This is a genomic window from Polaribacter sp. Asnod6-C07 (assembly GCF_045063625.1).
In the GTDB taxonomy this organism is placed as follows: domain Bacteria; phylum Bacteroidota; class Bacteroidia; order Flavobacteriales; family Flavobacteriaceae; genus Polaribacter; species Polaribacter vadi_A.
Genome location: NZ_JBEFOF010000005.1, coordinates 3195063 through 3218586 on the forward strand (window position 1 = coordinate 3195063; position 23524 = coordinate 3218586).

General features: G+C 30.2%; 24 protein-coding genes and 2 tRNA genes. 9 read left to right on the forward strand and 17 right to left on the reverse strand.

The window, feature by feature from the left end; translation table 11 throughout:
- Window position 1 precedes the first annotated feature (1 nt).
- From ACJJVK_RS13860 to ACJJVK_RS13870, 3 genes are read right to left on the reverse strand one after another with little or no spacing between them, the layout of a single operon-like run.
- Window positions 2–385 carry a DUF3037 domain-containing protein gene (locus ACJJVK_RS13860; protein WP_405566892.1) on the reverse strand — a complete coding sequence of 128 codons (384 nt, stop codon included), beginning with the start codon at window positions 383–385 and terminating at the stop codon, window positions 2–4.
- Complete coding sequence (locus ACJJVK_RS13865; RefSeq protein WP_405566894.1) at window positions 375–1154, reverse strand: HipA family kinase; 780 nt, start codon at window positions 1152–1154, stop codon at window positions 375–377. Before ACJJVK_RS13865 ends, ACJJVK_RS13860 begins: the two co-directional genes overlap by 11 nt.
- 14 nt (window positions 1155–1168) lie before the next feature.
- Window positions 1169–1522, reverse strand: a complete 354-nt coding sequence (locus ACJJVK_RS13870) for a helix-turn-helix domain-containing protein (RefSeq protein ID WP_215995405.1) — start codon at window positions 1520–1522, stop codon at window positions 1169–1171.
- Window positions 1523–1865: 343 nt separating this feature from the next.
- On the opposite strand from ACJJVK_RS13870, the gene ACJJVK_RS13875 reads away from it, so the two are divergent.
- The 5 genes from ACJJVK_RS13875 to ACJJVK_RS13895 all read left to right on the forward strand — a co-directional run bounded on the left by ACJJVK_RS13875 (window position 1866) and on the right by ACJJVK_RS13895 (window position 6773).
- Window positions 1866–2924 carry a M14 family zinc carboxypeptidase gene (locus tag ACJJVK_RS13875; protein ID WP_405566897.1) on the forward strand — a complete coding sequence of 353 codons (1059 nt, stop codon included), beginning with the start codon at window positions 1866–1868 and terminating at the stop codon, window positions 2922–2924.
- A 75-nt stretch (window positions 2925–2999) separates the two neighbouring features.
- Complete coding sequence (locus ACJJVK_RS13880) at window positions 3000–3479, forward strand: Lrp/AsnC family transcriptional regulator (protein ID WP_068359914.1); 480 nt, start codon at window positions 3000–3002, stop codon at window positions 3477–3479.
- Window positions 3480–3583: 104 nt separating this feature from the next.
- On the forward strand, window positions 3584–5575 hold the full coding sequence (locus ACJJVK_RS13885) for a thiamine pyrophosphate-dependent enzyme (protein ID WP_405566901.1): 1992 nt from the start codon (window positions 3584–3586) through the stop codon (window positions 5573–5575).
- A gap of 11 nt (window positions 5576–5586) precedes the next feature.
- Window positions 5587–6594, forward strand: a complete 1008-nt coding sequence (locus ACJJVK_RS13890; RefSeq protein ID WP_405566904.1) for an NADP-dependent oxidoreductase — start codon at window positions 5587–5589, stop codon at window positions 6592–6594.
- Window positions 6591–6773, forward strand: a complete 183-nt coding sequence (locus ACJJVK_RS13895) for a CPXCG motif-containing cysteine-rich protein (protein ID WP_405568381.1) — start codon at window positions 6591–6593, stop codon at window positions 6771–6773. Before ACJJVK_RS13890 ends, ACJJVK_RS13895 begins: the two co-directional genes overlap by 4 nt.
- Window positions 6774–6812: 39 nt before the next feature.
- Here ACJJVK_RS13895 and ACJJVK_RS13900 read toward each other — a convergent pair whose 3' ends face one another.
- Entirely contained in the window at window positions 6813–7517 is a 705-nt protein-coding gene (locus ACJJVK_RS13900) for a pseudouridine synthase (protein ID WP_405566906.1), read from the reverse strand.
- A gap of 113 nt (window positions 7518–7630) precedes the next feature.
- Here ACJJVK_RS13900 and ACJJVK_RS13905 point away from each other — a divergent pair, with 113 nt between their 5' ends.
- The gene (locus tag ACJJVK_RS13905; RefSeq protein ID WP_405566907.1) at window positions 7631–8173 is read left to right on the forward strand and encodes a DUF4251 domain-containing protein; all 543 of its coding nucleotides are present in this window, start codon (window positions 7631–7633) and stop codon (window positions 8171–8173) included.
- Here the strand turns inward: ACJJVK_RS13905 and ACJJVK_RS13910 are convergent.
- The 8 genes from ACJJVK_RS13910 to ACJJVK_RS13945 all read right to left on the reverse strand — a co-directional run bounded on the left by ACJJVK_RS13910 (window position 8166) and on the right by ACJJVK_RS13945 (window position 15839).
- Window positions 8166–9383, reverse strand: coding sequence for a multidrug effflux MFS transporter (locus ACJJVK_RS13910; RefSeq protein WP_405566910.1), 1218 nt, complete (start codon window positions 9381–9383; stop codon window positions 8166–8168). The two genes, ACJJVK_RS13905 and ACJJVK_RS13910, sit on opposite strands and share 8 nt — an antisense overlap.
- A 187-nt stretch (window positions 9384–9570) precedes the next feature.
- Complete coding sequence (locus ACJJVK_RS13915) at window positions 9571–9987, reverse strand: DUF805 domain-containing protein (protein ID WP_405566912.1); 417 nt, start codon at window positions 9985–9987, stop codon at window positions 9571–9573.
- A gap of 10 nt (window positions 9988–9997) precedes the next feature.
- The gene (locus ACJJVK_RS13920) at window positions 9998–10381 is read right to left on the reverse strand and encodes a DUF805 domain-containing protein (RefSeq protein ID WP_215995397.1); all 384 of its coding nucleotides are present in this window, start codon (window positions 10379–10381) and stop codon (window positions 9998–10000) included.
- Window positions 10382–10406: 25 nt separating this feature from the next.
- Window positions 10407–11741, reverse strand: coding sequence for a DUF58 domain-containing protein (locus ACJJVK_RS13925; RefSeq protein WP_405566916.1), 1335 nt, complete (start codon window positions 11739–11741; stop codon window positions 10407–10409).
- A gap of 111 nt (window positions 11742–11852) precedes the next feature.
- On the reverse strand, window positions 11853–12878 hold the full coding sequence (locus ACJJVK_RS13930; RefSeq protein WP_405566919.1) for an AAA family ATPase: 1026 nt from the start codon (window positions 12876–12878) through the stop codon (window positions 11853–11855).
- A gap of 4 nt (window positions 12879–12882) precedes the next feature.
- Complete coding sequence (locus ACJJVK_RS13935) at window positions 12883–14100, reverse strand: hypothetical protein (RefSeq protein ID WP_405566921.1); 1218 nt, start codon at window positions 14098–14100, stop codon at window positions 12883–12885.
- On the reverse strand, window positions 14100–14873 hold the full coding sequence (locus tag ACJJVK_RS13940; protein WP_405566924.1) for a hypothetical protein: 774 nt from the start codon (window positions 14871–14873) through the stop codon (window positions 14100–14102). The genes ACJJVK_RS13935 and ACJJVK_RS13940 overlap by 1 nt, the downstream gene beginning before the upstream one ends.
- Window positions 14874–15839, reverse strand: coding sequence for a stage II sporulation protein M (locus ACJJVK_RS13945; RefSeq protein ID WP_405568383.1), 966 nt, complete (start codon window positions 15837–15839; stop codon window positions 14874–14876).
- Window positions 15840–15860: 21 nt separating this feature from the next.
- Here ACJJVK_RS13945 and ACJJVK_RS13950 point away from each other — a divergent pair, with 21 nt between their 5' ends.
- Window positions 15861–16673, forward strand: coding sequence for an RDD family protein (locus tag ACJJVK_RS13950; protein WP_405566926.1), 813 nt, complete (start codon window positions 15861–15863; stop codon window positions 16671–16673).
- 183 nt (window positions 16674–16856) lie between these two features.
- On the opposite strand, the gene ACJJVK_RS13955 is transcribed toward ACJJVK_RS13950, so the two are convergent.
- The 5 genes from ACJJVK_RS13955 to ACJJVK_RS13975 form a co-directional block, all read right to left on the reverse strand.
- On the reverse strand, window positions 16857–17615 hold the full coding sequence (locus ACJJVK_RS13955) for a phosphoribosyltransferase family protein (RefSeq protein WP_405566929.1): 759 nt from the start codon (window positions 17613–17615) through the stop codon (window positions 16857–16859).
- Between the two features lie 12 nt (window positions 17616–17627).
- A complete protein-coding gene (locus ACJJVK_RS13960) occupies window positions 17628–19082 on the reverse strand; it encodes a nicotinate phosphoribosyltransferase (protein WP_405566932.1) in 1455 nt (484 codons plus the stop codon).
- A gap of 112 nt (window positions 19083–19194) precedes the next feature.
- The gene (locus ACJJVK_RS13965) at window positions 19195–19872 is read right to left on the reverse strand and encodes an NUDIX hydrolase (protein WP_405566935.1); all 678 of its coding nucleotides are present in this window, start codon (window positions 19870–19872) and stop codon (window positions 19195–19197) included.
- Window positions 19873–20672: 800 nt separating this feature from the next.
- Window positions 20673–20754 (reverse strand) — tRNA-Tyr (locus ACJJVK_RS13970).
- Window positions 20755–20812: 58 nt separating this feature from the next.
- Window positions 20813–20886 (reverse strand) — tRNA-Thr (locus ACJJVK_RS13975).
- A gap of 505 nt (window positions 20887–21391) precedes the next feature.
- On the opposite strand from ACJJVK_RS13975, the gene ACJJVK_RS13980 reads away from it, so the two are divergent.
- Together ACJJVK_RS13980 and ACJJVK_RS13985 are read left to right on the forward strand one after the other, a co-directional pair.
- Window positions 21392–22999, forward strand: a complete 1608-nt coding sequence (locus tag ACJJVK_RS13980) for a glutamate synthase-related protein (RefSeq protein ID WP_405566938.1) — start codon at window positions 21392–21394, stop codon at window positions 22997–22999.
- Window positions 22986–23516, forward strand: a complete 531-nt coding sequence (locus ACJJVK_RS13985; protein ID WP_405566941.1) for an outer membrane beta-barrel protein — start codon at window positions 22986–22988, stop codon at window positions 23514–23516. The genes ACJJVK_RS13980 and ACJJVK_RS13985 overlap by 14 nt, the downstream gene beginning before the upstream one ends.
- Window positions 23517–23524 lie beyond the last annotated feature (8 nt).

A 23524-nucleotide genomic window follows, 5' to 3' on the forward strand; every position in this document is an offset into this window, starting at 1 on the left:
CTTACAAAATAAACTCCTCAAAAATTGCATTCATCTCTTTTTCAGGATCATTACACATTCCTGGATGTGTTTTAGAGCTCTGAATAATAGTACTTCTGCAAGCTGCAAGCCATCTAAAACGATCAGAAATTTCAAACTCAGCTATTTTTCCTCCTGTAGATTTTCCATCGCAAATTAATTTCCAGGATTTTAGATAGTTATTTAAAAAATCAATTTCTAAATCTGGTGCCAAAGCCTTTAATTTATCAGGATTAATATGATATTTAATGTCTAAAAATTTCTTTCTTTTAGAGAAAAGAATAACGCCGATATTAAAGAATTCTTCACGCTCAACTTTAGGTACAATTCTAATAATGGCATATTCAAAAGTAACTTTATCTTGCATCTTCAGCTTCTTTTACCAATTTCTCAATCATTGTAAGTTTTGCACATAGAAACTGAATGTAAGCAGCTCTCATTTCGTTTGTAGTTAAAGTTTCGCCTTCGTTAATCAACCAATCTTCAGGGATATTATAAACAATTTCTGTTATTACATCATTATTAATTAATTGCTGAATTTCTGTAGAAGCTTCTTGTAATTTTGTGGCTTTAGGTAATAAAACGTGATCTTTAATTAAAGGAAAAGTTCTAGTTAAATGATTTTCCCAAGTTTCCCAATTATGATGAAAATAGAAACTCGCTCCATTATCAATAATCCAAAGTTCTTTGTTCCAATTTAAAAGATTGGTGTTTTTTGCAGTTCTGTCAATATTACTAATTAAACTATCTAAAATCACAACTTTAGAGGCCGTAAATTCATCTGCAATAGAAACCAAAGGATCATAAGTAATAGCGCTAGATAAAAAATGTAAACCTAAATTAAGGCCAACACTAAATTTTAATAAATCTTGAATTTCTTCATCAGGTTCAGTTTTACTAAAAGAATCATCTAAATTCATAAAAACTAATTCAGGAACATTTAAACCAATTGCTCTTGCCAATTCGCCACCAATAAATTCTGAAATTAATGCCTTTTTTCCTTGTCCTGCACCTCTAAATTTTAAAACATATAAAAATCCGTCATCTGCTTTTACAATAGCAGGCAAAGAACCACCTTCTCTTAAAGGTTGTAAATACTGCATCACACTTACAGTTCTAATATCAATTGTTTTCATAAAACTAAGATATGTTATTTATGATATTCATCAAATGTTCCATCAGAATAAAAAACAACAATTCTTTGAATCTTCTTTTCATCATTTTTAGATGGATTTGAAAATAAAGTTGGAGTAGAAGTAACCTCTTTATTTGTTGCTTTTTTAGGAAAAGAACCTTCGCCTTTTAACAACCAATCTATTTCTACATCACTAAATTGAGAAGTAATTTTTAGGATAAAATCTAAACTCGGTTTGTTTCTGCCTGATAAAATATGAGAAATACTAGAACGTTGAACACCAATTTTATCAGCAAATAAAGACGCTGTTAATTGATGGTAATCCATTATTTTTTTAATACGAGTTGTAAATTCTAAACTGTTTAGCATTGTAAATAGTTTGTTTATTACAAATGTAAATCAATATAAAATAGCATCCAATTATTTAATGCTTATTCTTTTAACTTACAGTATTTTACTTAAACTTATACTTTAATTAAGGTTTATATATAGTTAATAAATAGTATTTTATTAATGTTTTAAAATTAAGTATTGAATGTTTTTATATTTTGTGATAGCTTGAAATTCTTATTTTAATATCTAGTTTACAAAGGTAACAAATACCCTGTGTTTTCTGATTTACAATTGTAACATTAAAGTAATTTACATTTGTAAATATAGAATTGTATACTAATTTACAATAGATTAAATTTGCCTTTCTAAATAGAACTCTGTGAATATTTTATCACCCGAAATTTTAAAGGCTATATTTAATGAACAAAAAGAAACCGCTCTTTTTGGCAAATGGATTACTTTTAAAGACATTGAAAAATTATTAAAAAAACATCTTGCTGTTTTTAAAATTCATGAACTAGGAACTTCTGAGCAAGAAAGGTCAATTTATACCTTACAAATTGGTACTGGTAAAAAGAAGATTTTACTTTGGTCGCAAATGCATGGAAACGAAAGTACAGGTACAAAAGCACTTTTTGATTTGTTTAATTATTTCTCTAATACTTCTGATGAAATTTTAGAAACCATATTAAAGGAATGTACGTTGTTATTTATTCCGATGTTAAATCCTGATGGTGCACAAGCATACACCAGAGTAAATGCCAATGAAATAGATTTAAACAGAGATGCTGTTGATCGAGTTGCAAAAGAAAGCTTGTTGTTAAGAAACACTTTAGAGCAATTTAATCCGCAATTTTGTTTCAATTTACACGACCAAAGAACCATTTTTGGTGTAGAAGGCACTAAAAACCCAGCAACAATATCTTTTTTAGCTCCATCAGAAGAAGTAACAAGAGCAATTACAGAAGGCAGAAAGGAAACTATGAATGTTATAGTAGCAATGAATTTTATGTTACAACAGATGATTCCTAATTTTGTGGGTAGATATACAGATGAGTTTTACCCAACAGCAACTGGTGATAACTTTCAAAAGCTAGGTTACAATACAATTTTAATTGAATCTGGTCATTACCCAGAAGATTATCCTAGAGAAATTTCTAGAGAATATACTTTTTATTCAATTTTACAAGGAATTTATCACATCGCAATTTCAAAAGATTTTTCTAGTTATTTACCTTATTTTGAAATTCCAAATAATGCTAAAATATTCTATGATGTAATTCATAAATATCCTGATAATGAGCAGAATAAAGCCTATCAATACACAGATAAAATTGTAGATACTAAGTTAGTATCTGAACTAAATGCTGTAGAGGAAAAGGATCTAAATGGTAAATTCGGACATAGCGAAATCGTTTTCGGAGTTAATATAGTTTAAGTATTTATCAAAATAGTACTTGTTTAGTTAAATTAAATTCATAAATTTGCTTTATAAATTGAATTATATATAAAAATGAAAAAATTTATCTTAGACGAAATTGATCATCAAATTTTAGATATTTTAATAGAGAATGCAAGAACGCCTTTTACAGACATTGCAAAGCAATTATTAGTATCTGCAGGTACAATTCACGTACGTGTTAAAAAAATGGAAGATGAAGGTATTATTCAAGGTTCTACCTTAACATTAAACTATGAGAAAATGGGCTATTCTTTTATTGCTCATGTTGGTGTTTATTTAGAAAAAACGTCTATGACTCAGAGTGTTATTGAGAACTTAAGAAAAATACCAAACGTAACTGTTGCTTATGTAACTGCTGGCAAATACAATATCTTTTGTAAAGTAAGAGCTAAAGGTACTAATGATGCAAAAGACATTATTTATCAAATTGATGATGTTCCTGGTGTAAACAGAACAGAAACAATGATTGCTTTAGAAGAAAGTATCAATGATAAAAAACGTATGATGCACGCAATTTTTGCTGAATTATAACGAAATTGCACATCAATATAATAATCCTTATCACTAAAAATGATAAGGATTTTTTTATGGAATAAAGTTATTTATATTTGTTAGAGTTGCCAAAAACAGATTTAATGTCTTTAAATATTAATTATTCTTTAAATTCAAGCTTAAATAATGCTACATTATTGCATTTATACAAAAGTTTACTAAAACCTCGTTTAATAGAAGAAAAGATGCTTATTCTTTTACGTCAAGGTAAAATAACGAAATGGTTTTCTGGTATAGGTCAAGAAGCAATTTCTGTTGGTGTAACTTTAACTTTAGAAAAAGACGAATATATTTTACCAATGCACAGAAATTTAGGCGTTTTTACAACTAGAGGCATCCCTTTATATCGATTATTTTCTCAATGGCAAGGAAAAGCAAAGGGATTTACAAAAGGTAGAGATAGAAGTTTTCATTTTGGTACGCAAGAATACAATATTGTTGGAATGATTTCTCATTTAGGTCCGCAATTGGGAGTTGCAGACGGAATTGCATTGGCCAACAAATTAAAAGATAACAATAAAATCTGTGCTGTTTTTACAGGTGAAGGTGGTGCAAGTGAAGGAGATTTTCATGAAGCTTTAAATGTAGCTTCAGTTTGGAGTTTACCTGTTTTATTTTGTGTAGAGAATAATGGCTATGGTTTATCTACACCTAATTCAGAGCAATTTAATTGTAATAATATTGCAGATAAAGGCATTGGTTATGGAATGGAAAGCCATATTATAGATGGTAATAATATACTAGAAGTTTATACTAAAGTGGATGAACTTGCGAAAAGTATTCGTAAAAATCCGAGACCTATTTTAATTGAATTTAAAACTTTTAGAATTCGAGGTCATGAAGAAGCAAGTGGAACAAAATATGTTCCTGAAGATTTGTTAGAGTTTTGGAGAGCCAGAGACCCAATTGATAATTTTGAAAGCTATTTATTGAATAAAGGGGTTTTAACCAGCTCTTTAATTGATCAATATAAAAAAGAAATTACTGCAGAAATTAATGAACATTTGCAAATTGCTTTTAATGAAGAAAAAATTATTCCAGATTTAAAAACAGAGCTTAAAGATGTTTTTAAACATTTTAATTATCAACATTTAAAACCTTCATCAAGCAAAAAAAATATTCGTTTTGTTGATGCGATTTCTGATGGATTAAAATTAGCCATGGAAAAACATAATGATTTGGTAATTATGGGACAAGATATTGCTGAATATGGTGGTGTTTTTAAAATTACTGATGGTTTTGTAGGTAAATTTGGTAAAAAACGCGTTAGAAATACGCCAATTTGCGAGTCTGCTATTGTAAGTACTGCTTATGGTTTATCTATAAATGGAGTAAAATCAATTGTTGAAATGCAGTTTGCTGATTTTGTTTCTTCAGGATTTAATCCGATTGTAAATTTATTGGCAAAATCTCATTATAGGTGGTCTCAAAAAGCAGATATAGTTGTTAGAATGCCTTGTGGAGCAGGAGTAGGAGCTGGACCTTTTCATAGTCAAACTAATGAGGCTTGGTTTACAAAAACTCCTGGATTAAAGGTCGTTTATCCTGCTTTTCCTCAAGATGCAAAAGGATTACTAATTAGTGCAATTCAAGATCCAAATCCTGTTTTGTTTTTTGAGCACAAATCATTGTACAGGTCTGTTTATCAAGATGTTTCTGATGGTTTTTTTACTACAGAAATAGGGAAAGCAAATCTTATTAAAACAGGAAATCATCTAACAGTTATTAGTTATGGAGCTGCTATTCATTGGGTTTTAGAAGCCTTGGAAAGTTTATCAGAAATTTCTGCAGATGTTATAGATTTAAGAACTTTACAACCTTTAGATGTTGAAACTATTTATACATCCGTTAAAAAAACGGGAAAAGCAATAATTATACAAGAAGATTCTCTTTTTGGTGGAATTGCAAGTGAAATATCAGCATTAATTAATGAGAATTGTTTTGAGTTCTTAGATGCACCTATTCAACGTGTAGCAAGTTTAGATACACCAATTCCTTTTCAAACTGATTTAGAACAACAATATTTATCAAAAAATAAATTGAGAGAAAGAATACAATCTTTACATCAATATTAATTTAAATACACATGAAAAATAAACAAATTATATTTAAGAAACGTCCTGTAGGTGTGCCAGATACAGATACTTGGCAATTAGAAAGCAATGAAATTCCTGAATTACAAGAAGGTGAAATTTTGATTCAACAGCATTATATTTCATTAGATCCTGCAATGCGTGGTTGGATGAACGATTCTAAATCTTACATTCCACCTATTGCTCTAGATGATGTTATGAGAGCTGGTTCTATTGGTACAATTATCAAAAATAATGGAAACCCAAAATTTAATATAGGTGATGTAGTTTCTGGTTGGGGTGGTGTACAGCAATATGTAATTTCTAATAGTGATAATTGGTATAAAGTTGATACAAATTTAGCGCCAATGCCTGTTTATATTGGTACATTAGGTATGCCTGGAATGACAGCTTATTTCGGAATCACTGAAGTTGGTAAAATTAAAGAAGGAGATATAGTTTTAGTTTCTGGAGCTGCAGGTGCTGTTGGTAGTATTGTTGGTCAAATAGCTAAAATTAAAGGTTGTACTGTTATTGGTATTGCTGGTGGAAAAGAAAAATGCGATTACATTGTAAATGAATTGGGTTTTGATGATGCTATAGATTATAAATCAGAAAATATATATTCTGCATTAAAGAAAAAATGCCCAAAAGGAATTGATGTTTATTTTGATAATGTTGGTGGTATTATATTAGATGCAGCTTTAAGTAAATTAAGAATGCATGCTAGAGTTGTAATTTGTGGGGCAATTTCTCAATACAATAACAAATCTAAAATAAATGGACCAAGCAATTACCTATCTCTTTTAGTTACAAGGTCTACTATGCAAGGAATGGTAGTTATGGATTATGCTGCTAAATTTGGTGAAGCTGCCCAACAAATGGGAACTTGGATGCAAGAAGGTAAATTAAAATCTAAAGAAGATATTTATGTTGGTATTGAAAATTTTCAAGAAACTTATAACAGATTATTTTCTGGGGATAAAAAAGGAAAATTAATTTTAAAAGTAATAGAAGAATAGTGGAACATTTTTTTCAATGTCCTCATTGTTGGGAAGAAATTTCAATGTTATTAGATAGCAGTGTTCAACAACAAACCTACATAGAAGATTGTGAGGTTTGTTGCAATCCTATAGAAATAACACCAAGTTTTGATAATGGAGAATTGATTGGTTTTTATGCACAATCTATTGAACAGTAAAAAACAACCTGCAAGGTTTTGAATTCCTTGTAGGTTTCTTTATAATAACGGATTTCTCCAATTAAACTTATCAAACAAAGCCAACCAATCTTCTGGAAAGTTAGCTTTTAGACTTAGTTTTTCTGATGTAAAAGGATGTATAAGCTCTAATTTACCTGCATGTAAAAACAAGTTTTGCCAGCCAAAGTTTTCAGCATACATTACATCGTGATTTTTATCACCATATTTTGCATCACCAATTAAAGGATGACTAATTTTATTCATATGCACTCTTAATTGATGCATTCTTCCTGTTTTAGGTGATAATTGAACCAAACTGTAACGTGAAGAATCATAAGGTTTTACAGGGATATCTAAAGTGATATTTGCTAAAGTTTTCAATTCAGTTAAGGCATCTTTGTGCACATTAGCATCTCTACCTTTTACAGGCGAATCTATGGTTTTTACATCAGGAGAAAAACCACGTACTATTCCAAAATAAGTTTTTTGAATCTCGCTATTCGTAAACAATTCTTGAAATTTAGAAACATATTCTTTCTCTTTTGCTAACAGAATAATTCCTGATGTTTTACGATCTAATCTATGAATAGGATATACTTTTAAACCTATTTCATTTTTTATAATTTGTAACAAAGAATCTTCATCTGCAACATTTCTAGAATGATAGGCATGATGTACTAAAACATTATTAGGTTTACTTACGCAAAGTAAATAATCGTCTTCAAAAATAATTTCTAAACTCATTTTTCGATTTAAGGGGATAAAAATACTATATTTTAGAGTTAAATTTTTAAGATTATTTTAATTGATTTTCAATTCTTTTTTAGTAAATTTAAAACACTATATATCAATATTTTATGAATTTTAAATTTCAATATTTATTTTTAGTTATTCCTGTACTGTTTTTTACAGCTTGTAAAAGTACAGTTACAGTGCCAGAACTTGAGGCTTTACAAAAAATGGTTGCTAACAATCATTTTGAGTTTACTGCTGGTTCTGCAAACCCAATGCCAATGGCTAATGTTAGAGGTTTAGAAAAGTTATTGCCTGTAGGTAGTAATATGTCTAACATAAATTTAATTGGGAATGCTAATTATTTTAGAGTGAAAAACGATTCTATTTTTTTTGAATTACCTTATTATGGAGTAAGACAAATTGGTAGTACTTATGGCTCTGATGTTGGCTTAAAATTTGAAGGCAATCCTGAAAAAGGAACAACTACCTATAATAAAAAGAAAAAAAGGTATTCTATAAAGTACATTGTAAAAACAAAAGATGAAAGCCTAAATATTAATTTAATCTTGTTTGTAAATAACAAAGCTACTTTATCAATTAACAGCAGTCATAGAAGTAATATTAATTATAATGGTACTTGGCAAGAATCTATAAATTCTAAATAGTATTTACTTTAATGCTTTTTCTCTTCGAAAACTCTAAATACTGAATTAATGCTAAAGAAATTGTACCACATACAAGAAAACCTAAAAATAGAGGTAAAGCAGAAGTACTGATATAACTACCAATAAATGTAGCAATAGGTACAGCCATAATTGTAGAAACAAATCCATTTAAAGCAGCTCCAATTCCTGCAATATGCCCAATATTATTCATGGCTAATGCTCTAGTGTTACCAAACAAAAATCCCAAAGCAAAAAATTGAAACCAGAAAAAGACAATTAAAATAGAAACACTTGGGTTAGGCTCTCCATAAAATAAAACCGTATAAATTAAAGGAATGATAGTAAAAATGATAGCAAACATTTTTACCAATTTCAGCATTCCGAATTTTACAACCAAAGTTCCATTTAAAAAAGTAGAAAATCCAATACCAAAAGCTAAACCTGCAAAAATAAAAGGAAACTCTTCTTTTAAGTTGTATTGATTTTCAAATATTTGTTGGCTAGCACTTAAATATACCATAAAAGAACCTGTTATAAATCCAGAGAAAATAGTAAAAATTACAGCGTTTTTATCTTTTAGAAACGCTTTGCTGCCTTCTATAAATAGAGTGAATTTAAACTTCTTTTTATTTTCTGGTTTTAAGGTTTCTGGTTGTCTTTTCCAGAACCAAATCATAAAAAAAGTACCCAATACTAACTGACTGTAGAAAATTGCTTTCCAGCCATAAGCGTCTAATAATATTTTACCAATGGCAGGTGCAATTACAGGTACAAGAATAAATAAGGCTACAACAAAAGACATTACTTTAGCCATATAATTACCACTAAAACGATCTCTAACCATAGCAATACTTATAGTTCTTGGTGCAGAAAGCCCCATACCTTGTAAAATTCTTCCAAAAATCATCATTTCTAAACTTGTAGAAAAAATGCAAATTAAACTGGCTAAAGCAAATATGATAAAACCTACATAAATAACGGGTTTTCTACCAAAACTATCTGACAATGGCCCAGAAATTAGTTGGCCAACTCCTAAGCCTAAAAAAATCATTGTAATTAACAATTGATTATTATGCTGATCTACAACATTTAAAGAAGTACTAATACTTTCAATTGCTGGCAATAATGCATCTATAGACAAGGCAACTAAAGACATTAGTGATGCCATTATAATAATAAACTCTAACTCAGATTTTTGCTTAATTGCCATAGCCTGCAAAAGTAGTCTATATAACTTGCATCCAATATTTATAAGTCTTAAAGAAATGTAAAAAAGGATTTGCTAGAAGTGATAATAAAATTGAATAATCTTAACATTAAAAAACTTTAAGACTTACTCTGTCTTTAAAATTTTGTGTAAGCTGGTTGTAATTTTAATTTTTAATTCGTGTGTTTTACTATTCTGTACCAATTTGATTGATTAAAGTATCATTACCAACACCTTTTGGGTTTTCTCCCCATTTATTTGATCCATTGTAACTATCCATACAATTAAAAATAAGCAATACAAAACGCCCTATATATGGTATAATAACTAGTAAATACCACCAGCCACTTCTGTTTGTATCGTGTAAACGCCTTACTGATACAGCAATTGTTGGTATTAATGTAACCAAAAAGTAAAGTCCTAGTATAATTAATCCTATATCACTAGGTTCTTCATTACTATCAAATCCGCCAGAAGAAAATATTATTATTAGTGAAAGTAATACAATGATTAGTATTTGAAAAAGAAAGAACATCCAATATTCTTTTCGTCTTGCTCTGCCTTTAAAATCTGCATATTGTTGTAATACTTTTAAATACCAATTCATAGTTTGTTTTTTATTCTTTTCCTATTTCATTTATCATTAATTCTTGCTGATCGTGCTTTGGATTTGCTCCCCATTTATTAACATCATATTCACCATCTGTGCAAAAAAGAATTAAATTGTAAATTGGTATTAACATATACCAACCGCTTTTACCAACATCATGCATTCTTCTGGCACTTACAGCCAAGGTAGGGACTAATGTGGCTAAACTATAAATAGTCTCTAAATAGCCATCTTCATTTAAAAAACCATAAGTTGTTCCAAAAACATTATCTAAAACCTTCATTAAAATAGAAATGATTGCATTAATTAAAACAAACATCCAATATTCTTTTCGTCTTGCTCTGCCTTTAAAATCTGAGTATTGTTGCAATACTTTTAAATACCAATTCATAGTTTTTTTTTAAAAATTTAATAATTTAGAACAAACCTCTCGATTTTAATTCTAAATATTTGTTGATACTTGCACCTGTTAAATCTTGTGGTTTCGTCAATACAGACTGTATTCCGTACTTTTTTAATTCGTTTACAATACGTTTCTTTTCGTACATAAACTTCTCTGCTATAATACTGTCATAAACACCTTGAATATCATCTGATTCTGAATCAATCAAAGCATCTAATTCTGTGTTTTTAAAGAACACCACTAATACCAAATGATTTTTAGCCAAAGCTCTTAAATAGGGGAGTTGTCTGTTTAACCCATCAATGGTTTCGAAGTTGGTGAAAAGAATTAATAAACTTCTGTGTGTTATTTTTCTTTTTACTACGGAATATAAAGTACTAAAATCAGGTTCTTCGAAATTGGTTTTAATATTGTGTAAGGCTTCAGAAATTAAACTCATTTGCGAGTTTCTTCTTTCTGCAACTACCCAATCTTCTAGCTTTGTCGCAAAAGATAACATACCTGCTTTATCTTGTTTTCTAAGGATGACATTGCTGATGGCTAAAGTTGCATTCACAGCATAATCTAACAGACTTAATCCATCAAAAGTCATTTGCATAGCTCTACCTTTATCAATAATGGCATAGACAGATTGCGATCTTTCCTCTACAAATTGATTCACCATTAATTGGTTTCTTTTTGCAGTGGCTTTCCAGTTTAAGGTTCTAATATCATCACCAGAAACATATTCCTTAATTTGTTCAAACTCTAAAGAATGCCCTATTCTTCTAACTTTTTTAGATCCATAAGAAGTGGTAGAGCTGTTAAAGTTTTTAATATCAAACTCTTTTAGTCTTAAGAAAGATGGGTAACATTTAAGTTCTTTTTCATTTGCTAAAACATATTTTTTAGTAGCCAATTGTAAACCTGAATTTGTAAATACATTGATATGTCCAAAAAGATAAACCCCTCTTTCTTTTGGTGTTAATTTATAATGAATGGTTTGGTCTGTTTTCTTTTGGATGATTTGCTCAAAAATAAAATCTCTTTTCTGAAATTGATAAGGCAATTCTTCTATAAGCGACAAATGTGCCACAAAAGGATAATTGTTTTTAATAATTAAAGAAACCTTATTTTCATCACCATTAGATAATCTTTCTGGTAAATTTCGATGGACTTCAATCCCATTTTTAGTTTGATATAAAATAAGAATATCAATAAAAGTTAAGACAATTAAGATGAAAAACAACACTTTAGCGATTTCGAAAAAGATAGGTGCAAAGAAACCAACCACAAATAAGGTAGCAATACTACCTAAAGCATAGTAGAATCGATTGTTTAAAAAGAGTGTGTTGAATAGGTTTTTCACAAATGATGTAATGGTTTATGTTTTACTTTTTTTAGTCTTTGTAATGGATGAAGTAAGTTTGTGGTTAATGATAAGATTGCTTCAGTCGTACCTTCTTCGCAAGGACTATATTTATCTTGGTATTTCTACTGCCTCTATGATTTGTTCTATAATTTGTTTACTAGTTAAACCTTCCATTTCTCTTTCTGGAGTAACAATTACTCTGTGTTGTAAAACAGGAATGGTTGCTCTTTTAATATCTTCTGGTGTAACAAAATCACGACCTTCTATGGCTGCAAATGCTTTAGATGCAGCTAAAATAGCAATACTTGCTCTTGGTGAAGCTCCTAAATATAAAAATGAATTGGTTCTTGTATTTACCACAATGTTTGCGATGTATTTTAACAAGTTTTCTTCTATTTTTATTTGATTTACTAAACTTCTGTATTCTAATATTTTATCGCCCTCAATAATTGTCTCTATTTTGCCAACCTTGGTCGTATTCTCTAAAGCTTGCTCTCTCATTATGATTTCTAATTCCTCTTCTGCATTTGGGTATTCTATAATCACTTTAAATAGAAAACGATCTAATTGCGCTTCTGGTAACCTGTAAGTACCTTCTTGTTCTATAGGGTTTTGAGTTGCTAACACTATAAATGGCTCTTGCATTGTGTATGTGGTTCCATCCATAGTTACTTGCTTTTCTTCCATAACTTCAAACATTGCTGCTTGTGTTTTGGCAGGTGCTCTGTTTATCTCATCAATTAAAATCATATTAGAGAATATAGGTCCTTTTTTAAACTCAAATTCTGAACTTTTTACATTAAAAACAGAAGTCCCTAATATATCCGAAGGCATTAAATCTGGTGTAAACTGAATTCTACTAAAGCCTATATTTAGGGTTTTAGACAACAACTTTGCTGTAATGGTTTTGGCAACTCCTGGTACACCTTCTATTAAAACGTGTCCGTTTGCTAATAACGAAACTACCAGCAAATCCATCATTTCTTTTTGGCCTACAATTACCTTTTGCAATTGCTTTTTTATTTGAAAAACACTTTCTTGTAATTCAGACAAATCGATTCTACTCTCAAAAGCAAGGTTGTTTGGTGTCTCTATATGTTCTGGTTGTTGTAATGGTTCATTTGGTGTTTCCATAAACTTATTTTTTAAAGAATTTTACAATCATTTTATGTAGCACAAGTAACTCTTCTTGAGTGCATTCTGACTTCTTATTTAAAGTGATGATTGTGTTGATTAAGTATTTTGTATTTCTGATATCATTATCTGACTTCGCTGCTAAATCTCTAATAAAATCTTTGTTTAAATTGGTAGTATTTAACAAGTATTTTGTGCGTACTTTTTCTAAGAAATAAGCAATCTTTTTATCGACTAAATTCTTATGATTTTGCTCTTTTAAGTACAAACTTGCAATGGTTTGTGTAAAGGCAACTGTGGTATTTTGTAAAGGGTGTATTACAGGAATGGCACGTTGTTTTCTTCTAAAATTAAAAAGCATAAATAATAAAACGCCTGCCAAGGTTATGCATAAAAACCAAGTTAAAGTGCTATGCTGTAAAAAGAATTTAAATACGGATTCTTGATCTTCATTTCTATCATTAGCGTATTTACTCCATTTTATTTGAGGGTCCCAAAAAACAGTATTAGAAGGCAAATAGGAGAGTAGGTGCTCTGCATAAACTTCTTTCCCCTTTAATAGGTTGTAATTAGTAAACACAATAGGATTACTGTGTACATAAATAGCACCTTTACCATGATAAATCTTTAAAAAGTTAGGCACTAATTCTCCATCTATTTTGGCATTTCCTAAAACAATGCTTTTGTTTTCGTTATAGGTTACAAAATAGTGTCTTTGTATATTTCTATCAAAAGTAAAAGTTTCGTCTTTAAAGCTTTTATCAACTAGAGAGAATTCCCCTTTTAAGGCTTTTAAATCTACATTATCATATACATGTTTGTCTAGATTATTTGTGGTGATGTCTAATTGTTCTAATAAATTATCACTAAAATAATTTAAAGATAAAAAGGCATTATTACCATCATAAACAAAAGATAATAAATCTTTTATACCTTCTTCTGGTAATTTATTGGCAGTATTCTTAATACAAATATAGTTGCCAAAATCAGCTTTTGTGGTATCGTAATTTAAAAATAGGTAATCGTAAAAGTTCTCTTTTAATTGTACAATTTCTTGATTAGGGAAAAGATCATCAACTTCATTGTAAATGATATAGGTACCAAAAGGACTTTTTTCCTTTTCTCTATAGTTTTCTACCCAATTGGTTTTATTACAACTTGTAAGTAGTACTAAAGTTGCTATGATAAGCAATGGTATTTTTAATGTTTTCCTTATCAGCATCAAACTATAGATTTTAAAAAAGATTGATACTTGTTTTGGGCTATTTGAAAGCTATTTTCATCCACAGGGAATTCGCCATACCATACGTAAGAATATACATAAGAAAGGTAAGAGAATTCAGTTCTGGTTTGTGTATTTTCTATTTCAAAAAGATATTCTGAATTGGTTTTATCTTTATGATAATCAATAATTTTATTGTTTGATAGGCTTTTTAACGTAGATAAGTAATAATATCTTATGGCTAGTCTAAAATCTTTGTTGGTAATGGCTTGTTGCAATAGGGCTTCTAAATTGAGTTCGTGAATGTCTTCATCTTCATAAATTAATTTACCCGAAGAAGTTTTGGCCTTGTTCGTAGGTTTCCAAAAACGCGCGTCGAAACCTAATACGGATTTTAAAATCACAAATATTACAAATCCTCCTAAAAGAAAAGGAAAAATAGACGACATAAAAAAACTAAAGAGACCTAAAAATGCACTATTGGAATTACTGTCTGTTTCTGACTCTGGCTCTTCCTTTTTAGTTTCTTCTTCTTCTTTGTACTCAAAATCATCGCCTTTATACTTTTCTTTAAGATCTGTATTAAAGTCTCTTTCTGTACTTATTTGGGTATTTTTAAGGTATATAATGCTGTCTTTTTGAAACGCTGTAGAATCTAATGTAACCTGAAGTATACTGTCACCTTGAAAATAAACGGAATCTACAGCCGAATTTCCTTGTGCTTGTAACAAAAATGTACACCAAAAAAGGAGGGAAGCTAATAGTGTTTTCATTTACCTTAAACTGTGTTTACGTGCCACTTTAAAAGGCAAAATCAAATAATAATAACTAATGCTCACCAAACTAAACCCTATGATTAAGAAACAAAATACGGTTGGCATTTTGTTGGAATAACGAGTTACATAACCTTCTAAAAATGCAGCAATTATAGTAAACGGAATAGTACTTATAAAAATGTAAAAGGCATCTCTAATTCCTTTTTTAAAAGACTCAAAACGTTTTAAAGTGCCTGGAAATAATATACTTGCGCCAATAATATAACCTGCTGCTGCTTCTATGATAATTCCAAAGATTTCATAAGTTCCGTGAATCCAAATTCCTTTTAAACTATCGAATAAACTGTTGTATTGATAGAAGAAAGCCTGAAAAACTGCCACCATAATTGCATTCTTTACCACGTAAAAAGCAGTACCAATTCCTAAGAATATGCCTGATAAAAACATGTATAAACCCACTCTTTGGTTATTGTCGTAAATGCCAATAAATGTACCCCAATTGCTACCACCTTTGTAAATAGCCATTGCATCTCCGCTTTCTATATTTTCTATAGTAATATCTACATAATTGTTACCAAGAATTTGTCTTGCAAAAGTTTCATCATTAAAAGTAGAAAGTAAACCCACAAAAAAGCAGACAAAAAAGACGATAAATGAAAGGTAAAAGTATTTTCTGTATTGATAGCAGAGTAGTGGTACCTTGTCTAAAAAGAAGTAAATAAACGGATTTTGATTTGTTCTTTTAGAATCGTATACGTGATCGAAACTAGATTTTGCTAGCTTGTTTAAGTATACAGTAACCTTACTTTTAGGGTAATAGGTTTGTGCATATACCAAATCGTTCATGATTTTTATATGCAAGTTGGCAATGTCATCAGGACTTTTTTTATCTTTATTTTGAAATCCTTGTTCAAATTCAAGCCATTTTTCTTTATTTTGCTTTATAAAAGCCACCTCTCTCATTAGAGCGAATTTAATCATTGCATGAAAACACTCCAAATAAAAACAGCACAAAATGTAAATATAAAATTTACAGCAGCGAATGTATTTCAACGTCTTTTGGCTTTTTCTGTAGATAACGTTATTAAGTTTGCGTACTTTTATTTTGCAGCTAAACTATTTGATTTTAACCTTATAGACGATACTTTTAATGGTGATGGTTGGACTATAAAAGCGATGGAAGTGCTTTTTTTATTGCCGATAACATTTTATACTTTGTATTCTGAAATTTTATTGGATGGGCAAACCCTAGGCAAACGTTTGTTAAAGATTAAAGTAATTAATATTGATGGTTTTAAACCCAGTATTACAGATTATATAATTCGTTGGTTTTTACGTATTGTTGACTTTAATCTATTTATTTTATTGTTTATCTATGCAGCTTCTTTAGGTTTAGGAGACCAAGCAGGCTTATTACTTACGTTGTTCATTTTCGGTAAACTGGTTGGTTTTCTTTTAATTCTATTTACCAATAATAGTCAACGTTTTGGAGATATTATTGCCAATACTATTGTAATTTATTTAAAGGATGATGTACAATTCTCGCAAACCATACTTGAAAATATTAAAGAGGATTATGTACCAACATATGCTAGTGTTATTAAACTTTCTGATAATGATGCACGTATTATTAAAGAAACATACAAAACTGCGATTAAAACTAGTGATTATAAAACCCTAATTAAATTGCGTTCCAAAATTTTAGAAGTAACCGATATTAAATCTGTACACAAAAGTGATATGGAATTTATTGATGCTATTTTAAAGGATTATAATTACTACACACAAAACATGTAACAGCATTTTATATCTATATTTTGTAAATAGGTAGGTTGTAAAATATTCTATTTTACATAATATAAATTATAGGACGAGTGTGTTTACTTTTTTATATTATTGTTTTTCAACCATTTTATAAACATTTATATAAATACTGTAGCTTGATACTATCATTTCTAACGAAACTCTGAAGATTATATTCTAAATCACTTCAAATTGTGTAACATAATCATTATCAATATTTTTAAAGCTATTTGTACAATATATATGGTCTATCGTTTCTTTTAGCTCATCAAAACCATAGTTAAATTGTGCATGTGTAACATATAAAAAAACGTTGCTTGCTCCTTGAGATTTTAATTCTTGAGCTAAAAGTTTAAAGGTTCTTCCTCCATCTGCCAAATCATCAACAATTAAACATTCTTTGCCTTTTACATTTCCTTGAATACTGATGACAGGTACACCATTTACCCGCACTTTATTAGAAGGAACTAAGTCTGCATTTAGTTTCTCTGCAATCTCATGTGTTGTTTTATATGCGCCTGCATCTGGACTTACTAATACAGGGTTTCCAATAGTTTTATATGCTTTTTCTACATATTTAAAATGAGCTACTTGATAAGAGTTATCAATTAAAGCCAAAGAAATAGCACTGTGTGGATGCAATAGAGACACTTTATCAAATTTCATTGTATTGATAAATTTTGAGATTACTTTTAAATCAAAAGATGCTCCTTTATTGAACCTTCTATCAGAACGCTGCCCAATTAAACAGTAGATGGTTAATGTAGCTATTGCTGTTTTATTTGTTGTGTTTTCAGCATCCCAAGCTTCTTTAATAACCGCTATTTTAAATAAATCTTCGTAGCTATTACCTCTAATTTTAATGTCTAAATTTCCGCTTTCAAGTATTTTAGCAGTTACCTGACCATCTTTAAATGTCTCAATTTGATAGTTCATCGTTTTATATATTTAAAGGGTTTTATTAATTTGATTTCTTATTTCTTCTAAGCTTGTTTGATTCTTGAATAGACCGTTTTCATAAATTACTTGTAAAGCTCCTTCCTTTTCTTGTGCTGGTGTTACTTGATCTATTAAAACATATTCATTGTTTTCAACCACTACTTTTACCAATCCTTTTGCAGATTTTTTTATGCCATCATCTGTAATTGGGTCTTTAAAAATTTCTCTTCGTTCACCTTTCACAACAACAGCAGTTGCTTTCATTGCAAAGCCAAAAGTATCTCTAGTATTAAATTGATAGGTAAATGACCCAATTCCTAAAACAACATTTGTAGTTGCAAATCCTTTATCAGAAAGACGTTTACAAATTTCTTCTGCTCTTTCTGTAGTAATACTATCTCCATAAATAGCACCTATATGTGTATCTAAAACTTTAAAACCTTGCGCATTTATAGTTCCTCCAAAAATATCCCAAAGTAACTCTACAACTCCTTTATCTTTAGGCGACTCTGCTCCTAGTGTTTTTATTTCTCCACAAATTATGTCTACAGGGTCTCCACTATCTGGTCTTATCACTAGTTTTCCATCTCTAGCTAATATTTCTTCTTTTAATTGAGGTAAGTAATCTGTTAATACTTTCCATAAATCCCAAGTGTCACTTACTACAGAAAATATTCCTGTTGGATAAGTTTCCATTAATTGTCTAAATGTTCCTATTTCATCATCTTTGGTTCCTGCACACATTACAGAATGTTCAGTAGCATTTACAGAACCAATAACAAAACCTTTTGCACGGTAATAGTTGCGTAAACTACTAATTATGGGTAAGCTATCAGAGCCTAAAAAAACGGCTGCATGTCCCATTCCAGATGAAACTGCACTTTGCAAACCTCCCATACCTCTCATAGAAAAATCATGTCCTTGAAAATCTATAAAAGCAATGTTTTCTTTATCTGTTTTTAAAGCCCAATTTTTAAAAATCCTTTTATACCTCAGTGCTATAGAAGCAGATGTCATTGGTTGCCAAAGCATCGTAGATAGAATCGTTTCTAAGAAATTAGTAATCCAATAAAAGGCTGCATCTGTATTTACAACAGTTAGCATAGGTACACGAACTGGTATTTCTACGCCTTCTGGTAACGATTTTGCTTTGATAGGTAGGTATTGTAAATCGTGTAATTTTTCATAATGCGTTACATCGTAATCAGTACCTAAATACAAAGACAATTCTTCTTTTATTTCATTACAAACGCTCTCTTTTGGTTTAGAGAAAAAATGATCATTAAAATAATCATGCAACCATTTAAAAACATATTGCTGCCCAAAAGAAACTACTTTATCACATCCTTTTGGAGCGTATTTGTTACTTCTTGGTGTCCAATTAGAATATACTTCTTCGGTCCCTTTTGGATATTGTTGGTGGTGTCCTGTTTTGTATCCGTCTGTTAATAATAGTGCGTTCATAATAATTGTGTTTGCGTAATTATGACACAAACATACATTAGAACTTGATATCTACCAAATTTAATTTGCGTTATTTTTACACTAACTAATTATTGTGTTGATTTGTAGGTGTTTATATTTCAAAAATAATTCCTTCCTCTTTAAGTTGAAAGTATCTTTTTTGATTAAATTGGAATAAGTTAGCAGGTCTACCAGAACCTTTAGATACTTTTTCTTCAAGTTCATCTAATACATTTAACCCAACAATTTTCTTACGAAAGTTACGTCTATCCACAGCTCTTCCTAAAAGTGTTGCGTATAGTTTTTCTAGATCAGAAAACGGAAACTTTTTATCAAGCAATTCAAAACCAATAGGTTCATAAGTTATTTTTCCTTGCAATCTTTTAATAGCGGCTTCTAAAATGTCTTTGTGGTCAAAAGAAAGTGCTGGAAGTTCGTTTATAGAAAACCATTGTACTTGTGCTGCATCTGTGGAAGCAAATATTTTAAAAGCATTGGGTCTTACCAATCCAAAATAGGCTATAGATACGACCCTGCCTCTTGGGTCTCTATTGGGTGTACCAAATGTGTAGAGTTGTTCTAGATAGTTTATTTGAATACCTGTTTCTTCAAATAATTCTCTTTCTACTGCTTCTTCTAAAGATTCTTCATTTTTAACAAAACCACCAGGTATTGCCCATTGCCCTTTAAAGGGAGCATACTTTCTTTTTATTAATAAAACAGAAATTTTTCCTTCTTCATACCCAAATACAACTGCGTCTACCGAAAGTTTAATTGATTGCTTGCTCATTATGTGTAGTTTGTACACAAATATATAAAATAAAACCATTACCAAATCAGTCCATTCTACATTCATCTCACTTCAATTCTTAAGAGTATTTTTTATAAGATTAAATTGACAATATGGGTTTTATTTAACTGACCAAATAAAAACCTTTCTAGGGACTTCCTTTGAGTTTGCTTCGGGTCTTCTCCCTAAAACTTCCATTTTTAAAAAATACACCCCTATCTCACCCGAACAAAACCCGAACAAGACTCGAACAAAACCCCTTAAAATCTAGAAAAGTGGGTCATTCAGAGTCAGAGAGTGTCATTTAGTGTCAGAAAGGTTCACAAATGGTCAATTGGTGGCAACATTTGTTTAGATTTTTTATGCCAACTTTATGTGTTCTTGATACTATTTTTCGTGCCTTAAAATCATTAGAACTGACAATGAGTATAGGATTAGTATTTTATTATGTAAGTAGCTTTTTTTAATGTAAACTATGAGTTCTCGATACAATTTTTCGTACCTCAAAATCACTCGAACTGACAGTCTGATTTGGGTCTAGTTAATGAGGAGATTCCTGCCTTCGCAGGAATGACAGTAATCGTTTTGTTCGCAATGACGTTTGGTTTGAATAATAAGATAAGTTAACAACTTAATTCTAAATTACAATCTTACTCAATGTAACTTTGAGCGCTTTCGTGTGGTCACTTCTAACACCAAACCAATCTTGGTTCTTGGATCATGAATCTTGAATCCAAAACATTGAACATTAAATAAAAAATCTTGAATATTAAATCTATAGTAAAGAAAAGAAAAAAGTGTGGGGAGAGCAGGATTCGAACCTGCGAAGACGTAGTCAACGGAGTTACAGTCCGTCCTCGTTGGCCGCTTGAGTATCTCCCCTAGTTATTTACTGTTTTAAATAAAATAACAATTACATATAAAATGTAATTGTTATTTGAGCCAATGGAGGGACTCGAACCCACGACCTGCTGATTACAAATCAGCTGCTCTAGCCAGCTGAGCTACATCGGCTTTTGTTGTATATAACTACCTTTTCTATTAAAGGTGCGCGAATATACTAAGTTTTCAAATAAATCCTAATAATTATTTTATTTTTTTTCAATTGTATGCTAGAACATACTATAAAATCATTCCGAGACTTTTTTAAACTTATTATTACAAGTAGATCAAATGAAATATACTCTTTTAATTGAAACCCAGAAATTGTTTAGTTTTTCGAAATTAAAAACTACTACTCTATTTCTATAAGTCTTCCTCGTGTTAACCTCTAAAAAGCGCATTTTTAGATAATAATAACTTGCACTTCCTGAGTAAACCTTGAATCTATACTGAGCAAAATCTACTAAATAGCCAAATTTTGTGTTTGCATGGGGTATCTTGGTTTAGCGATGTTATTATAGTTTATAAACGACCAGTTTGTTTAAATACATGTTAGTAAGTGAAATGTATATTGTAAGTAATTAAAAACGTTATCGACAACATCAAGACTATTAAACTAATAAACAACCAATATTTTATGAAAAAACCAGTAATTATTGCAAAACTAAGTGAGTTAATTAATAAAGAACCTAAGCACGCACTTATAAATGGCTTAGATTTAGTAATCGTTAAATTTGATGATGCAATTTCTGTACTTTACGGAAGATGCTTGCATAGAGGAGCCTTAATGTCTGATGGTTATGTAGATGGAGATAATCTTATTTGTGGTGTTCATGGTTGGGATTATCGTGTAGATTCTGGTGTTTCTGAATACAATAATAAAGAAGTACTTCATAAATTTTCTACTAAAATTGAAGGAGATAATTTATTTGTTGATGAGTTTGAAATTGATTCCTATTTAACAAATTACCCACAACCATTTAATCGTGATCAGTATTTAGGAGCTTATGCAGATACACATCCAGAAGAAACAGAACCTTATACAGGTTATATAAAAGAGTTAGCTCAAAACGGATTAAAAAATATTGGGCATCATGGTTTTTCTGCTTCTATGGGTGTTGACAGAACTACGCTTCCACAATGGAATGATATTCAGTTTTTGCCAGCACAATTAGCATCTAGACCATTATTAGATCATGAAGCTGTTTCCACTAAAATTACAATTGGACCAAAAGCAAAAAAACCATTAGAATTAGATATACCTTTGTTTGTGAGTGATATGAGTTTTGGAGCTCTATCTAGAGAAGCAAAAATAGCTTTATCTAAAGGTGCACAATTAGCAGGTACAGGAATCTGTTCTGGTGAAGGTGGTATGTTGCCAGAAGAACAAGCAAATAATTCTAAATACTTTTATGAATTAGCTTCTGCACAATTTGGGTTTACTTGGGATAAATTAGATAATGTACAAGCGTTCCATTTTAAAGCAGGTCAAGGAGCAAAAACAGGTACTGGAGGACATTTACCAGGTAATAAAGTAAGTAAAGAAATTGCTGATGTTAGAGGTTTAAAAGAAGGAGAAACAGCGATTTCACCTGCAGCTAACCCTAATTTTCATACTGTTGAAGATTTTAAAATATTTGCAGATAAAGTACGTAAACATACAGGAGGAATTCCTATTGGTTTTAAATTAGCAGCTAGTCATATAGAAAAAGACATTCAGTTTGCTTTAGATGTGGGTGTAGATTATATTATTCTAGATGGTCGTGGTGGAGGAACAGGCTCTGCTCCTACTATTTTAAGAGATCATATTAATGTACCAACCATTCCTGCATTAGCTAGAGCAAGAAAATATTTAGACAAAGTTGGTGCTACAGAGGTTACTTTAATAATTACTGGTGGTTTGCGTGTTGCCGAAGATTTTGCAAAAGCAATGATGTTGGGCGCTGATGCTATAGCAGTATCAAACTCTGCATTACAAGCTATTGGTTGTTTAGGTATGCGTGCTTGTGGAAGTAATAACTGCCCTGTAGGAATTGCTACTCAAAAAGAATCATTGCGTAGTAGAATTATGATAGATTCTTCTGCCAAACAACTGCAAAATTATTTTGAAGCAACAAACGATTTAATTAGAGTGGTTGCACGTTCTTGTGGTTATGATGATATTACTAAGTTTAATCATGATGATCTTTCTACATATAATAGAGAGATGAATCTTTTATCTGGTATTAATTATGCAGGTATATAAATACTTGCTTATAATAGGCTTTGGTTTATCTTCTCTAATAACAGTTTCTCAAGAAACAGAACATAATGAAAGTGAGCAAAGTTTTATTGTTGGTTTTGGACCAACACTCGAATTAAGCCATAGTTTGGCAGGTATAAATGGCCGATTTTATTACGGAGTTAATGAATCTTTTTGTTTTGGTCCTGAAATTTCATATTTCCCTTATCAAAATACTGATAAGGGATACGAAAAATCGATTATTGATTTAAATATTAATGCACACTATATATTTGAGTTAAATGAAAGTTTAGGTGTTTACCCTTTATCAGGAATTAATTATACCATAGAAAATGAAAGGTTTGTTGAAGAAAACGACGAACATAAAAAAGAAAATGGTTTTGGTATTAATTATGGTGTTGGAATCCATTATAAATTAAAAGATCTGTTTATTTTTTCTGAGTTTAAAGGAATAGCTGGTAATCTAAATGATGAATTTATTACCATTGGTTTTATTTACAATTTTTATAATAAAAACTAGATTTTTAA

What these genes read in the sequence shown, in the direction of transcription:
- ACJJVK_RS13860 (WP_405566892.1), bottom strand. Translation starts at nt 385, where the DNA reads ATGCAAGATAAAGTTACTTTTGAATATGCCATTATTAGAATTGTACCT.
- ACJJVK_RS13865 (WP_405566894.1), bottom strand. Translation starts at nt 1,154, where the DNA reads ATGAAAACAATTGATATTAGAACTGTAAGTGTGATGCAGTATTTACAA.
- ACJJVK_RS13870 (WP_215995405.1), bottom strand. Translation starts at nt 1,522, where the DNA reads ATGCTAAACAGTTTAGAATTTACAACTCGTATTAAAAAAATAATGGAT.
- ACJJVK_RS13880 (WP_068359914.1), top strand. Translation starts at nt 3,000, where the DNA reads ATGAAAAAATTTATCTTAGACGAAATTGATCATCAAATTTTAGATATT.
- ACJJVK_RS13885 (WP_405566901.1), top strand. Translation starts at nt 3,584, where the DNA reads ATGTCTTTAAATATTAATTATTCTTTAAATTCAAGCTTAAATAATGCT.
- ACJJVK_RS13890 (WP_405566904.1), top strand. Translation starts at nt 5,587, where the DNA reads ATGAAAAATAAACAAATTATATTTAAGAAACGTCCTGTAGGTGTGCCA.
- ACJJVK_RS13900 (WP_405566906.1), bottom strand. Translation starts at nt 7,517, where the DNA reads ATGAGTTTAGAAATTATTTTTGAAGACGATTATTTACTTTGCGTAAGT.
- ACJJVK_RS13905 (WP_405566907.1), top strand. Translation starts at nt 7,631, where the DNA reads ATGAATTTTAAATTTCAATATTTATTTTTAGTTATTCCTGTACTGTTT.
- ACJJVK_RS13910 (WP_405566910.1), bottom strand. Translation starts at nt 9,383, where the DNA reads ATGGCAATTAAGCAAAAATCTGAGTTAGAGTTTATTATTATAATGGCA.
- ACJJVK_RS13915 (WP_405566912.1), bottom strand. Translation starts at nt 9,987, where the DNA reads ATGAATTGGTATTTAAAAGTATTACAACAATATGCAGATTTTAAAGGC.
- ACJJVK_RS13920 (WP_215995397.1), bottom strand. Translation starts at nt 10,381, where the DNA reads ATGAATTGGTATTTAAAAGTATTGCAACAATACTCAGATTTTAAAGGC.
- ACJJVK_RS13930 (WP_405566919.1), bottom strand. Translation starts at nt 12,878, where the DNA reads ATGGAAACACCAAATGAACCATTACAACAACCAGAACATATAGAGACA.
- ACJJVK_RS13935 (WP_405566921.1), bottom strand. Translation starts at nt 14,100, where the DNA reads ATGCTGATAAGGAAAACATTAAAAATACCATTGCTTATCATAGCAACT.
- ACJJVK_RS13940 (WP_405566924.1), bottom strand. Translation starts at nt 14,873, where the DNA reads ATGAAAACACTATTAGCTTCCCTCCTTTTTTGGTGTACATTTTTGTTA.
- ACJJVK_RS13945 (WP_405568383.1), bottom strand. Translation starts at nt 15,839, where the DNA reads ATGAGAGAGGTGGCTTTTATAAAGCAAAATAAAGAAAAATGGCTTGAA.
- ACJJVK_RS13950 (WP_405566926.1), top strand. Translation starts at nt 15,861, where the DNA reads ATGAAAACACTCCAAATAAAAACAGCACAAAATGTAAATATAAAATTT.
- ACJJVK_RS13955 (WP_405566929.1), bottom strand. Translation starts at nt 17,615, where the DNA reads ATGAACTATCAAATTGAGACATTTAAAGATGGTCAGGTAACTGCTAAA.
- ACJJVK_RS13960 (WP_405566932.1), bottom strand. Translation starts at nt 19,082, where the DNA reads ATGAACGCACTATTATTAACAGACGGATACAAAACAGGACACCACCAA.
- ACJJVK_RS13965 (WP_405566935.1), bottom strand. Translation starts at nt 19,872, where the DNA reads ATGAGCAAGCAATCAATTAAACTTTCGGTAGACGCAGTTGTATTTGGG.
- ACJJVK_RS13980 (WP_405566938.1), top strand. Translation starts at nt 21,392, where the DNA reads ATGAAAAAACCAGTAATTATTGCAAAACTAAGTGAGTTAATTAATAAA.
- ACJJVK_RS13985 (WP_405566941.1), top strand. Translation starts at nt 22,986, where the DNA reads ATGCAGGTATATAAATACTTGCTTATAATAGGCTTTGGTTTATCTTCT.